General features: G+C 56.4%; 12 protein-coding genes and 1 pseudogene. 11 read left to right on the top strand and 2 right to left on the bottom strand.

What is annotated here, in order from left to right; all coding sequences use genetic code 11:
* The first annotated feature begins 162 nt into the window (after window positions 1-162).
* Window positions 163-1,005 carry a fatty acid desaturase gene (locus tag GRH90_RS14765; protein WP_162366724.1) on the top strand — a complete coding sequence of 281 codons (843 nt, stop codon included), beginning with the start codon at window positions 163-165 and terminating at the stop codon, window positions 1,003-1,005.
* A 334-nt stretch (window positions 1,006-1,339) separates the two neighbouring features.
* Window positions 1,340-2,365, top strand: coding sequence for an EF-P beta-lysylation protein EpmB (gene epmB / locus GRH90_RS14760; RefSeq protein WP_162366723.1), 1,026 nt, complete (start codon window positions 1,340-1,342; stop codon window positions 2,363-2,365).
* Between the two features lie 28 nt (window positions 2,366-2,393).
* Here epmB and GRH90_RS14755 read toward each other — a convergent pair whose 3' ends face one another.
* Entirely contained in the window at window positions 2,394-2,810 is a 417-nt protein-coding gene (locus GRH90_RS14755; RefSeq protein ID WP_162366856.1) for a winged helix-turn-helix transcriptional regulator, read from the bottom strand.
* Window positions 2,811-3,023: 213 nt separating this feature from the next.
* Between GRH90_RS14755 and GRH90_RS14750 the strand changes: the two genes are divergently transcribed.
* Entirely contained in the window at window positions 3,024-4,145 is a 1,122-nt protein-coding gene (locus GRH90_RS14750; protein ID WP_162366722.1) for an NADH:flavin oxidoreductase, read from the top strand.
* A gap of 367 nt (window positions 4,146-4,512) precedes the next feature.
* Entirely contained in the window at window positions 4,513-5,010 is a 498-nt protein-coding gene (locus tag GRH90_RS14745) for a YciE/YciF ferroxidase family protein (protein ID WP_162366721.1), read from the top strand.
* A gap of 320 nt (window positions 5,011-5,330) precedes the next feature.
* Here the strand turns inward: GRH90_RS14745 and GRH90_RS14740 are convergent, their stop codons facing one another.
* Window positions 5,331-5,840 carry a ferritin-like domain-containing protein gene (locus tag GRH90_RS14740; protein WP_162366720.1) on the bottom strand — a complete coding sequence of 170 codons (510 nt, stop codon included), beginning with the start codon at window positions 5,838-5,840 and terminating at the stop codon, window positions 5,331-5,333.
* Between the two features lie 455 nt (window positions 5,841-6,295).
* Here GRH90_RS14740 and urtA point away from each other — a divergent pair, with 455 nt between their 5' ends.
* The 7 genes and pseudogenes from urtA to GRH90_RS14705 all read left to right on the top strand — a co-directional run bounded on the left by urtA (window position 6,296) and on the right by GRH90_RS14705 (window position 13,357).
* Window positions 6,296-7,564, top strand: coding sequence for an urea ABC transporter substrate-binding protein (gene urtA, locus GRH90_RS14735; protein ID WP_162366719.1), 1,269 nt, complete (start codon window positions 6,296-6,298; stop codon window positions 7,562-7,564).
* Between the two features lie 191 nt (window positions 7,565-7,755).
* Window positions 7,756-9,297, top strand: coding sequence for an urea ABC transporter permease subunit UrtB (gene urtB, locus GRH90_RS14730; RefSeq protein WP_246236076.1), 1,542 nt, complete (start codon window positions 7,756-7,758; stop codon window positions 9,295-9,297).
* Entirely contained in the window at window positions 9,297-10,370 is a 1,074-nt protein-coding gene (gene urtC, locus GRH90_RS14725; RefSeq protein ID WP_162366717.1) for an urea ABC transporter permease subunit UrtC, read from the top strand. Before urtB ends, urtC begins: the two co-directional genes overlap by 1 nt.
* Window positions 10,370-11,176 carry an urea ABC transporter ATP-binding protein UrtD gene (gene urtD, locus GRH90_RS14720; protein WP_162366716.1) on the top strand — a complete coding sequence of 269 codons (807 nt, stop codon included), beginning with the start codon at window positions 10,370-10,372 and terminating at the stop codon, window positions 11,174-11,176. Before urtC ends, urtD begins: the two co-directional genes overlap by 1 nt.
* A gap of 36 nt (window positions 11,177-11,212) precedes the next feature.
* A complete protein-coding gene (gene urtE / locus GRH90_RS14715; protein WP_162366855.1) occupies window positions 11,213-11,911 on the top strand; it encodes an urea ABC transporter ATP-binding subunit UrtE in 699 nt (232 codons plus the stop codon).
* Window positions 11,912-11,943: 32 nt separating this feature from the next.
* Window positions 11,944-12,018, top strand: a pseudogene (locus GRH90_RS26700) (leucine-rich repeat domain-containing protein); the annotation flags it as partial.
* 622 nt (window positions 12,019-12,640) lie between these two features.
* Entirely contained in the window at window positions 12,641-13,357 is a 717-nt protein-coding gene (locus GRH90_RS14705; protein ID WP_162366715.1) for a leucine-rich repeat domain-containing protein, read from the top strand.
* The last annotated feature ends 168 nt before the right edge of the window (window positions 13,358-13,525 follow it).

Here is a 13,525-nt window from a genome sequence, read left to right as displayed (position 1 = left end):
CGTTAGGTATCATTTTGACCAGAACATAATATTATTAATCGCCGGAGGATATATTATATGTTTAAAAACACCTTTACACATTCAATATTAAGGGATTATAAAAGCAAACCATTTAAATGGTTTGTTATCTATTTAATTAAGTTTTTATTTTGGATGGGCTGGATGGCAATATGCATATACGGCATTCTGGCGCTTGAGCACTGGTTGCCCAGGCTTTTCCCCCAAGGGCTGCTGGGGCTGGCCTTTGCCCATGGCGTCGAGCTGCAGCACCAGGCGCTGCACCATACCGGCTTTCGTTCCAGGCGAGCCAATCATTACGCCGGCTTCCTGCTCGGGCTGCCGATGCTGGTCTCCTATTCCGCCTACCGGGACAGCCATCTGTTCCACCACCAGGCGCTTGGCAGGCCTGATGACGAGGAATTTTTCAAGCATGACAAGACCTCCGGGTCACCGCTTCGGCATAAGGTCAAACACATTTTTATGCTGCCTCACTTTTATTGTCAATTACTCAAATTCACGGATGCGTGCAAAGGGCGCGCGTTCCCGCTGAAAATTGCGGCCGGCGATGCGGCCATGATACGCAAAGAATATCTTCTGATGGGCGGCGTATTTTTTACCGCCGCGCTCGGCAGCCTGGCGGCCGGCAGCGATATTTTTATCCAGTGCTGGCTGGTGCCGCTGTTTTTTGTCGCCGCGCCCGTCCACAGCCTGATTGAATTTCCCGAACACTATGGCTGCGACAGATTCGGCGCCAGGGTGTTTGACAATACCCGTACCATCCATACCCATCCGATAATAAGCTGGTTTACCAATGGCAATAATTATCATGTGGAACACCATGCCCTGCCTTCTTTGCCCATGGAGCAACTGGCCTGGGTGCATCATCAAATGAAGGGGGAAATGCGCTATTACTGCCACTCCTACGCGGCTTTTTACCGGCAGGTTATCAGCCAGGCCTGGACCCGCCGCCGCCATGCCAAAACCAATTCCCATCAGGAGAAATAGGCCGATAATGCTGTCCTGGGTCAACATGCCGCAGGCGGGTAATGGCCATCCGCAATTCAGCCCTGTCGTAAATAAATAGGAATTTATATTGATAAATAAATTGAACCATACTCATATGTTTTGAGACTGGTTAATATATTCCTGTGATGAAGACTCGTTTCTATAACTAAAAAAACATGCTAAGCTATCTGGAAATTAACATAGCTTGTCATTTGTTTTTGCGGCATTTTCAATGAATATTGCCACGGTGCGTTTATCAGGCCGGGTTAATATATCAGGATAAAGTTAATTAACCCGCTCACTAACAATTAATCAGCTCACAGATAAAGAAAAAATGGCCAACATACCTGTCAAGGAAATAACGCCTGCGAGCGACTGGCAAACACAATTGTCCGAGGCCATTTCAGATCCTGATGAATTATTATCATTGCTGGGACTTAGCGACCATCCCCGCCTGCGGCAGGGCAAGCAGGCGCGCCGCCTGTTCCCGCTGCGGGTCCCGCGCGGCTTTGTTAAGCGTATGGAGGCAGGCAACGAAAATGACCCGCTGCTGCGGCAGGTGATCACCGCGGCGGAGGAGTTTATCGAAACGCCGGGCTTTACCACCGATCCGCTTGAGGAACATAACGGCGTGCTGCCGGGCCTGCTGCATAAATATCACAACCGGGCATTGTTAGTGGTGAAAGGAGGATGCGCCATCCATTGCCGCTACTGTTTTCGCCGCCATTTTCCCTACTCTGAAAACAACGGCAACAAGGTCAACTGGCGTAATGCCATCGCCTATATCCGCGCTAACCCGCAAATCGATGAAATCATTTTCTCCGGCGGCGATCCGCTGATGGCCAAGGATCACGAACTGGCCTGGCTGGCCGACGAGCTGCAATCGATACCGCATATCAAACGTTTACGCATCCACAGCAGGCTGGCCGTGGTGATACCGGCGCGCATTACCGCGCGGTTGTGCCGGATGCTCGCCGCCACCCGGCTGCAGGCGGTTATGGTCACGCATATCAACCACGCCAATGAAATCGACGCGGAGGTGGCCGGCGCCATGGCGCGGCTGCGCGATGCCGGGGTAACGCTGCTTAACCAGAGCGTGCTGCTGCGGGGCGTCAATGACAATGCCAGTGTCCTGGCGGCGCTAAGCGACCGGCTGTTTAACGTCGGCATCCTGCCATACTATCTTTTTGCCCTGGATAAGGTGAAGGGCGCGGCCCATTTTATGCTGGACGACGACGAGGCCAGGGGCATCGTCGGCGAGCTGTTCACCAAGGTTTCCGGCTACCTGGTGCCCCGGTTGACGCGCGAAATCGGCGGCGAGCCGAGTAAAACGCCGCTGGAGATGCCGCTAGCCTCCTGAACGGGCGCGCTTGATACCCAGGCCTTGGCTAGCCGGGGTTGCCCGCCCCGGTATTCGAGTTGCTGTCGAATGCCGCGCGCGCGCGCTCCACTTCGGGCAGGTAATCGACGGTCCAACCGTACAGCGCCTGAAAAGGTTGCTTCAGGGTGTGCCCAAGGGGAGTAATCCGATATTCCACCGCGATGGGCGAGGCGGTGATGACGCGCCGCGCCACGATGCCGTTGCGTTCCAGGCGCCGTAAACTCTGCGTCAGCGCCTTTTGGGTAATGCCGTCAAGGCGGCGCTTGATGACGTTAAAACGCAATGGCTCCGCGCAGAGGGCGGCAAGGATCAGCACCGACCACTTATCCGCTATCTGATCGAGCAACAGGCGGCTCGGGCAATCCGCCGCGCTAAAAACAGGATAATGACCGTCCGGCGCGGCGGTTCCTCCGGGGCAGCCCATGAAGTCTTGCGCCTCCGGCATGGCGGTGTCCACCGTAAGGTCCGCGGGACGCGGATCATCGGACATGGCGATTTGCGCCGCGCTGCCCCCGGCGTGTTGGTCTCCCGGCATGGCGGTTTCCTCTTGGTTACCTGGTAGCGTTAAAGTGCCTGATTGACTCTCGGTATACATAATATACCATCAAATCCTTATCGTTAACCTGAGATTCAATCTATGAATGCACCAAGCATCGACATCCTGTTCCAGCCTTTCCGGATAAAAACCCTGTCATTAAAAAACCGCATCGTCATGGCCCCCATGACCCGCTCTTTCTCGCCGGAAGGCGTGCCGGGAAAAAATGTTGCCGCCTATTACCGCCGACGCGCCGAGGCAGACGTGGGGCTGATCCTTTCCGAGGGTACGGTGATCGACCGTCCGGCGGCCCGAAATGATCCGAACGTGCCGTTCTTCCACGGCAAAGAGGCGCTGGCGGGCTGGCGGCGGGTAATCGATGAAGTCCATGCCGCCGGCGGTAAAATGGGGCCGCAGCTCTGGCATGTGGGGGCGGTAGCCAGCTTCCAGACCGAATGGGTGCCTGATGTACCGGTGGAAAGTCCCTCGGGGCTGGCCGCGCCGGGCGTGCCCCGGGGTGAAATCATGAGCGACGAGGCCATAGCCGACACAGTGGCCGCCTATGGCCGCGCGGCGGCCGATGCCAAGCGGTTGGGCTTCGATACCTTTGAAATCCATGGCGCCCATGGCTATCTGATAGATCAGTTCTTCTGGTCCGGCACCAACCTGCGTAAGGATCGTTTCGGCGGCGCCACGATCAAAGAACGCGCCCGTTTTGCCGCCGGGGTATTAAAGGAAATGCGCGCGGCGGTCGGGCCGGAGTATCCGATCATCCTGCGGGTAAGCCAGTGGAAGCAGCAGGAATACACCGCCAGGCTGGCGGAAACCCCGGACGCCATGGCCGACTGGCTGGCGCCGCTGGTGGACGCGGGCGCGGATGTGCTGCATTGCTCGCAGCGGCGCTTCTGGGAGCCGGAGTTTCCGGAACAGGACGGGGAAAACGGGCTAAACTTCGCCGGCTGGGCCAAGAAATTGACCGGTGCGGCCACCATTAGCGTCGGTTCCGTCGGCTTGTCGGGAGATTTTATCGATAGCTTTGGCGGGGAAAGTTCAAGTCCCGTCGGACTGGATAATCTGATCCGGCGGCTGGAACGCAACGAGTTTGATCTTATCGCCGTCGGCAGGGCGCTGATAAGCGACCCGCGCTGGGTGGCCAAGATACGCGCCGGCGACACCGGGAACATGGCTGATTTCAGCCCTGCGGCATTAGGCGAATTATTCTAGCCGGAAGGCCATGCCTTTTTACCGACGCCTCTGTACCCCCCAGCTTCGCGCCGGGGGGAATTAATTTATTTTATCCCGCCGCTCCCACGCGCGCAAAACCGCTAGAACATATTATCATTTTTATCCACGGTAGTTATTCTGTTAAATGCCACTATTTTTTATTGCCCGCCAGGATATATATTACAAAAGCCTCCTCGCTAACTAATTGAAACCAATCATAACAGGAAATCTGTTCAACAATATTGACCTAACCAGGGCGCGCAGTTTGTTTTATTGGCCACGGTAGACTAGAGTTATTATTATCAGTTGACTAGCTATTAGCCACTGTTTACAAATTATAATCTCACAACTTTTTATGGTGATCCCGATGAATATCAAGACCCTTGAAGACCTGTTTATCCATGCCCTTTCGGATGTCTACAGCGCCGAGAAACAAATCACCCGCGCCTTGCCGAAAATGGCCAGGGCCGCGACCGATCCCCAGCTGATTGACGGTTTCAAACTGCATTTGGAACAGACCCATGGACAAATCGAGCGTATTGATAAATTGGTGGAAGTAACGCCCAATGTCAAGATTAAGCGCATGAAATGTCTGGCAATGGAAGGGTTGGCGGAAGAAGGCCAGGAAATTATCGATGAGGTGGAAAAAGGCCCGGTTCGTGATGCCGGCCTGATCGCCGCGGCCCAAAAAGTAGAACATTATGAAATTGCCACTTATGGCACATTGGCTACCCTTGCCGGGCTGCTGGGCTACGCCGAGGCAAAAACCCTGCTGGCCGAAACGCTGCAGGAAGAAAAAGATACCGACATCAAATTATCCAAGCTGGCCAGTATTAAAGTCAACGCCGACGCCGGTAAAAAATAATTATTACCATCATGTTCACGACTTAAGCGCACTATAAAATCTATAAAGTTATTCCCGTACTTCTAGGCGCCACGCTATTTTTTAATTTATATTTATCGCACAAAAATCCCGGCTTTTAGTTGCCGGGTTTTTGCGTTTTATCGCATTATTTCAGCGGTATTTTATAACGACGGCAGCTGCGATATATTTCTGACAATATAAGGAAGCGGGCATACTTACGCCGGGTTAGGTAAATACAAGAATTAAGCAATTTTCTGGTTAACAATATCGGGCCAGGCTTATAGCCGGGCGTGCGATAGCTCACTTCCTGGGCTAATGGACTATTTTTTAGCTTCCGTGTGCGGCGCCTGCGAACGTGCCAGGAACTGCCGGGTGGTTTCCGGCAGGTGCTCCAGCAGCCAGGCGGCCATCGCTTTCTCCTGCGCCAGGATCTGCTCGAAAATACGCTCCCCCTCGACATCCCCGACCGCCTGCGCCGCGGCGATAAGCGCGGTATAGGAGGCGATTTCAAAATTTTCGAAAGTATAGCCGCTGATGCCGCCTTTGATCACTTCGTCGCTGGCAAACATGCCGCCCATCGCCTGCCCCATGGCGGCCACTTTCCCCGCCATATCCTTAAACGTGGAGCTGGATGAATCATAACGTTTGATTACGCTTTCCACTAAGCGCTGCTGCTCGATGGTTTCATCGATATGCAGTTTGATCCGGGCCTTCAGCGCCGGGTAGTGTTCCAGACGTCCCGCCATGCCTTTCAGCATGCTCTCCGCCTGCTCTTCCATGGCGTGCGCGTCACGCAGCCAGTCCAGGTAATTGTCATGTAAATCAGCCATAATTCACCTCTCAAACAGTGACGACCTATTAGAAAAAAATACAAATATTTATTATCGAATTACTTATTCAGTTTAGCTCCACTAATCAAACGCGCCAGTAGTCTGTTCATAAATAGAGCGGAAGACACGGAAAACAGCGCGGCGCCGTGCGCCATTCCCGACCGGCGTGGCTCCGGCATCTCGCCTGACTCACCGGCATGCACAATTTTGGCGAGCCGCCCTGCCCCGTTAGTGCCCCAAACCCCCCCAACCCAGGCCCTGGCGGACTAAAAAACCAGCAATTCGCCCCCTAATGCCGCGCAGGCGCCCGTTTTTAGTGCGGAAAACGCGCCGGCACGGCGGCAAAGAAGCCGGTAAGTGCGGCCGGCCCGTTATGCCGCAGCTGGCACGGGGATTGCTTGGGCCATTCAGTCCGCCGGTCATTGTTAATACTCATAAATTCAGGAGTGAATTGTATGCAACGACGTAAGTTACTAAAAGCCTTCGCCCTTTCCGCCACGTTTATCGGCATGGGAATCAGCTGGGGCGCGCTGGCTGCCGATACCATCAAGGTCGGCGTGATGCATTCCTTATCCGGCACCATGGCTATCTCGGAAACCCCGTTAAAAGACGTGGCCCTGATGACCATCGACGAAATCAATGCCCAGGGCGGCGTGCTGGGCAAAAAGCTGGAACCCGTGGTGGTGGATCCGGCGTCGAACTGGCCGTTGTTCGCGGAAAAAGCCCGGCAATTGTTAACCCAGGACAAGGTGGCGGTGGTGTTCGGCTGCTGGACGTCGGTATCGCGCAAATCGGTGCTGCCGGTCTTTGAAGAGTTGAACGGCCTGCTGTTTTACCCGGTGCAGTATGAAGGCGAAGAAATGTCGCCCAACGTCTTTTATACCGGCGCGGCCCCTAACCAGCAGGCCATCCCGGCGGTGGAATACCTGATGAGCGAAGACGGCGGCGGCGCCAGGCGTTTCTTCCTGCTCGGCACCGACTATGTTTATCCGCGCACCACCAATAAGATCCTGCGGGCCTTCCTGCATTCAAAAGGCGTGGCGGACAAGGATATCGAAGAAGTCTACACCCCGTTCGGTTATAGCGATTACCAGACCATCGTCGCCAATATCAAGAAATTCTCCGCCGGCGGCAAAACCGCGGTGATCTCCACCATCAACGGCGACTCCAACGTGCCTTTCTATAAAGAGCTGGCCAATCAGGGCATCAAGGCGACCGATGTGCCGGTTATTGCCTTCTCGGTAGGCGAGGAAGAGCTGCGCGGCATCGATACCAAGCCGCTGGTCGGCAACCTGGCGGCCTGGAACTATTTCCAATCGGTGGACAATCCGGCCAATAAGAAATTTGTCGCCCAGTGGAAAACCTATGCCAAGTCGCACAATCTGCCCAACGCCGATACCGTGGTCACCAACGATCCGATGGAAGCCACCTATGTCGGCATCCATATGTGGGCGCAGGCGGTCGAAAAGGCCAAGTCCACCGATGTGGATAAGGTGCGCGCGGCGATGGCGGGACAAACCTTCGCCGCCCCGTCCGGCTTTACCCTGACCATGGACCAGACCAACCATCACCTGCATAAGCCGGTGATGATTGGCGAGATTGAGTCCGACGGCCAGTTTAACGTGGTATGGCAGACCGAAGGGCCGGTGCGCGCGCAGCCCTGGAGTCCGTTTATCCCCGGCAATGACAAAAAACCGGACCATCCGGTGAAAAGCGCCGAGTAGCTCGTTACTCTGCCCGCCGCGTTTGGGCTAAACAGCCAATCGGCGGGCAGCCATGCCGAAGGGGCCTACCCGGCGCCGGCCGCCCGGTTCCCGATGACAGGCCGCCCGGCCGCATGCGCCATCGGTCCTTGGCGCCCCACAGGGTGAAATATATGCGTTATCTAACTCTATTACTGCGAGGGGTCGGCCTGATGGCGATCCTATGCCTGCCGGCCCGGGCCATGGCCGGACCCGCCGCCGACTTTGCCGCGGCCAGCCGCGCCGATCGGGCCAAACTGCTGCAACAATGGTCAAGCGCCCCGGACGCCGCCCGCCTGCCGCTGTTGCAGGCCTTGCGTCAGGAAACCATGGTGGTTGACGAGGCCGGCAAGCCCTTTATCCAGCAGGGCGCGACGCTGACGCCGATGGAAGGCGCCGCCGCGCCCGCCGGGGGCGTCAAGAAGATCTGGCTGAACAACCGCCTGCGCAATCTTATCGCCAATGCCCTGTCCATCCATCAATTGGTCAGCGAGGATGCCAAGGTCAGGCTACAGGCGGCCGACGCGCTCCGGCGCGAAGCCCAGGCCGACCAGTTGCCGCTGCTCCAGGCCCGGCTGCCCTTGGAAAAAGATCCGGCGGTACACGGCGCTTTATTGATAGCGCTCGCCAACCTCCAGCTTAACGATCCCCGTGCGGAGGTACGGCTGCAGGCGGTCACGCTGCTCGGCGAATCGGGCGATCCCGATATCCAGGTACGTTTGCAAGCGCTTACGCTTGAAAAAACCGAACCCGACGCGCAGGTGCGCGCGGCGGCGCTGGGCAGCCTCAAGCAGGTGCAGCGCCGGCTGATGATAGGCGATCTGCTCGGCCAGGCCTTTACCGGGCTGTCCCTGGGTTCCATTTTACTGCTGGCGGCGCTGGGACTGGCCATCACCTACGGTCTGCTGGGAGTGATCAACATGGCGCACGGCGAGATGCTGATGCTGGGCGCCTATTCGACCTACCTGGTGCAGCAAATGATGGAGCAATACACGCCCAGGCTGCTGCCGTTTTACCCGCTGCTGGCCCTGCCGGTGGCCTTCACTGTCACCGGCATCATCGGCATGATGCTTGAGCGTACCGTGATCCGTCATTTATACGGCCGTCCGCTGGAAACCCTGCTGGCGACCTGGGGCATCAGCCTGGTGCTGATCCAGGGAGTGCGCATGCTGTTCGGCGCGCAAAACGTCGGCGTAGCCAACCCTGGCTGGCTTTCCGGCGGCATCCGGCTGCTGCCTAACCTGGTATTGCCCTATAACCGCCTCGCGGTGATCTTGTTCGTGCTGTGCGTGCTGGCGCTGTGCTGGCTGCTGCTGAATAAAACCCGGCTGGGCATGAATATCCGCGCGGTAACCCAGAACCGGGCCATGGCCGCCTGCTGCGGCGTGCCCACCGGCCGGGTGGATATGCTGGCCTTCGGCCTGGGCTCAGGCATTGCCGGCCTTGGCGGCGTGGCGTTGTCACAGCTCGGCAACGTCGGTCCCGAACTGGGGCAAGGATACATTATCGACTCGTTCCTGGTGGTGGTGCTGGGCGGGGTCGGCCAACTGGCGGGCACCGTGGCGGCGGCGTTTGGCTTGGGGATCGTCAATAAAATCCTCGAGCCTGAAATCGGCGCCGTGCTGGGCAAGATCCTGATCCTGGCGTTAATCGTGCTGTTTATTCAAAAACGTCCGCAAGGGCTGTTCGCCGTCAAAGGCAGGGTAATCGACTGATGAGCCAACCTTTATCCCTTACCGGCCTGCAAAAGGCGCCCCGCGCCGCCATGGCGCTGGGCCTGCTGGCATTTATCGCGCTGGTTGCCCTGCCGCTGCTGGCCCTGCTGCCCGCCGCGCATCCGCTGAATATCTCCACCTATACCCTGACCCTGGTGGGCAAGATCCTCTGCTACGCGGTGGTCGCCATCGCGCTGGATCTGGTCTGGGGATATGCCGGGCTGCTGTCCCTTGGGCACGGACTGTTTTTTGCCCTCGGCGGCTACGCCATGGGCATGTACCTGATGCGCCAGGCGGCGGGAGCCGGCCTGCCGGCCTTTATGTCCTTTTTATCCTGGAGCGAGTTGCCCTGGTTCTGGGCCGGCACCCAGCACTTCGCCTGGGCGCTGTGCCTGATCGTGCTGGCCCCCGGTCTGCTGGCGTTTGTTTTCGGCTATTTTTCCTTTCGCTCCAAAATCAAGGGGGTCTATTTTTCCATTATGACCCAGGCGCTGACCTACGCCGCGATGCTGCTGTTTTTTCGTAATGAAACCGGCTTCGGCGGCAATAACGGCTTTACCGGGTTTACCACCCTGTTGGGGTTTTCGGTCACCGCCACCGCCACCCGCGTGGGCCTGTTCCTGATGACCGTACTGCTGCTGGCGGCGAGCCTGCTGCTGGGCTTCGCCCTGGCGCGCAGTAAATTCGGCCGGGTGCTGACGGCGGTGCGCGATGCGGAAAACCGGTTGATTTTCTGCGGCTACGATCCCAAGGGGTTCAAGCTGTTTGTCTGGACGCTGTCGGCGGTGCTGTGCGGCCTGGCCGGCGCGCTGTACGTGCCGCAGGTGGGCATTATCAATCCGGGTGAAATGTCGCCGACCAATTCCATCGAGGCGGCGATCTGGGTGGCGCTGGGCGGCCGCGGCACGCTAATCGGGCCGCTGCTCGGCGCCGGCATCGTCAACGGCGCCAAGAGCTGGTTCACCATGGCGATGCCGGAGTACTGGCAATTGTTCCTGGGACTGATGTTTATCCTGGTCACGCTGCTGTTGCCGCAGGGCGTGATCGGCCTGCTGCGCGGGAGGAAAAGCTGATGAATGCCCTTTCCGGCCGGGATGAACTGCTGACGCAAAGCCATCCCTCCGACGCCCGTCGCCGCCGGTTCGATCCGGTGCTGGCGCTGGAAAACATTAACGTCAGCTTCGACGGTTTCCGCGCCCTGACCAACCTGTCGCTGCAGATCGGCGTGGGCGAGCTGCGCTGCGTTATCGGCCCCAACGGCGCGGGCAAAACCACCTTGATGGATGTCATCACCGGCAAAACCCGTCCGCAAAGCGGCAGCGCCATTTACGATCGGCACACCGACCTGACCCGGCTTAACCCGGTGCAAATCGCCCAGGCCGGCATCGGCCGTAAATTCCAGAAGCCGACGGTGTTCGAGGCCTTGACGGTATTTGAAAACCTGGAGCTGGCGCTGAAGACCGATAAATCCGTCTGGGCCTGCCTGCGCAATACGCTGAGCGACGAACAGCGCGATCGCATCGACGCCATGCTCGCCACCCTGCGCCTCGGCCAGCTGCGCCGGCGTCCGGCGGGTCTGTTGTCCCACGGGCAAAAGCAGTTTCTCGAAATCGGCATGCTGCTGGTGCAGGATCCGCATCTGCTGCTGCTCGACGAACCGGCCGCCGGCATGACCGATGCCGAGACCGCCTATACCGCCGAGCTGTTCCGCTCGCTTGCGGGTAAGCACTCGCTGATGGTGGTGGAACACGATATGGGTTTTGTGGAAACCATTGCCGATCATGTCACCGTATTGCACCAGGGACAGGTACTGGCCGAGGGATCGCTGCGCGATGTGCAGGCCAACGAGCAGGTAATTGAAGTCTATCTGGGACGGTGAGAAACGGATTATTTCGCATTACGCGGGAGAAAGATGATGCTACAGGTGGAAGAGTTAAACCAGTTCTACGGCGGCAGCCATATCCTGCGCGGCCTGTCGTTCGAGGCGCAGATAGGGCAGGTTACCTGCCTGCTCGGGCGCAACGGCGTGGGCAAGACCACGCTGCTCAAATGCCTGATGGGCCTGCTGCCGGCCAAAACCGGCCGCATCCGCTGGCAGGGGCAGTTGATCAACCAGCGCCGGCCTCACCAGCGGGTGCAGGCCGGCATCGCCTATGTGCCGCAGGGACGGGAAATTTTCCCGCGCATGACGGTGGAAGAGAATATCCTGCTGGGCCTGTCGCGCTTTTCCGGCGCGCGCGCCAAACACCCGCCGGCCCAGGTCTACGAGCTGTTCCCGGTGCTGGAGCAGATGAAAAACCGGCGCGGCGGCGATCTGTCCGGCGGCCAGCAGCAACAGTTGGCCATTGCGCGCGCGCTGGCATGCCAGCCGCAGTTGCTGATCCTCGACGAGCCGACCGAGGGTATCCAGCCGTCGGTTATCAAGGAGATCGGCGTGGTGATCAAGACCCTGGCGGCGCGCGGCGATATGGCGATTTTGCTGGTGGAGCAGTTTTATGATTTCGCCGCCGCCCTGGCGGACAGTTATCTGGTGATGTCGCGCGGCCAAATCGTGCAGCGCGGTCTTGGCGCCGATATGGAAACGGACGGGGTGCGCGGGTTGGTGACTATCTGATGGCGACTTCACCATATCAATAGCCCCGCCATTTTCACGCGGCGTGGGATGACTGGGCGAGCCACGCCTGTCCCGGTGAATATCGCAGCCAAGCAGTGTTGAAATGAAAGAAGCCCCCTATCGCAGGTGTTTATATGATAAACAGATTACCTGATAAGCGGCCATCCTCTCTTGATAATCTCGATCTCGACATGAATAATCCGGACACGGTGCCGAGCCGCGCGGTATGTAACCTAGCTAAAAGAATTTAATAGGAAATTAAATTTATTAATAGAAGATGCCTTCGCCGCAGAAAAACATTCAATAAGTAGTAAACCAAGAAGGTGTATTATGGCTGAAAAATAAAATGAGCTGGCTTTGCTGCCAAGCATTGCTTATGCTTATTAAAATTTATTATTTACGATAAGTTATCAATATAACCATGATCCCGATAAATCGTTATTCCAACCCTGCCTCATTGATTATCACGGGTGATGGCCATATCGATGCCCGTTTGGCGGAGACATCGGAAACCGCCAGGAGTCACGGAGATGCCTGATCGATTTGGGTGATTGGAAGAACCAGGCCGCGCCTGGGGAAATTCGGGGTAAGCGGTGGCGAGAGTAGCAGATCAGCACGCTATTTATAATGATCTCCGCAATACTGCCTTTTTGCGCATAATAAAATATGCACGTATCCATCCCATATCTCTGTCAAGAGATATATTTATTTTCAAAAGGATTAATATGCATGATTAACTCAACAAGCCTCAATCCAAATTTACAAGGGTATCAGATTCCTATCAATTCCCCGCGCCCGATTAAATCGTCTGATGAAATATTATTCCAGAAATGGAATGCGTGGGAAAAAAAAGCCGTGCCGGGAGAAGACCGCCAGACGGCGGTTAAAATAATGAAGGATTGCGTGGACAGAAACGCCGAAAAACTCGAGCTGGCTGGACTCAACCTGCGCACACTGCCTGCTGGTCTGCCACCTTCCTGCACTGTATTAATCCTCAACAATAATCACCTCACCGAGCTGCCACCGCTGTCTGACAACATAACCAGGGTGGAGGTATCGCATAATCACCTAACAAAACTATCAGAAAATAAGCCAGAATCCCTAACTGATTTTCAAGCTAATGATAATTGCCTTACAGAAATGTCGGAAAATTGGCCGGAAAAGATGGAATGGATTCGCGTTGATAATAATCAAATCACCCACCTGCCCGAAAGCCTATGCAAATCAACCCATTTAATAATTATAAATTTAGAGAATAATAAGCTGGTCAGTCTTCCGCCAGATCTCAAGAACTTGCCTAGCTTCCCTGAAATACGTTTGAAGGGCAACCCGCTATCCGACGAAGCCAAGGAATTTGCACAGGACTACAAGAAGTTTATACCAAATAGACTCTATATTGATTTCGATGACAGGGTTCAATCCGACCCTGCCAAGAAAGCCATGTAATCGCCGCCCGTTCAAAGGTGACCATTCAGACGGTCACCAAGCTCAATGACAAAACGGCGCATCGCCAACCGGCGGTATTGGATTGGCAGATTCCATTTGCTCCCTTGCCGGCTGGCCCTATGCTTTATGGCAAAAATGTTCCACACTACGGCTTTGCCACATAGCCAG

Origin of the sequence: Acerihabitans arboris (genome assembly GCF_010131535.1) — a bacterium.
Taxonomy (GTDB): domain Bacteria; phylum Pseudomonadota; class Gammaproteobacteria; order Enterobacterales; family Enterobacteriaceae; genus Acerihabitans; species Acerihabitans arboris.
Note: the sequence above shows the minus strand (reverse complement) of the source record. Positions and strands in the feature narration are given on the sequence as shown.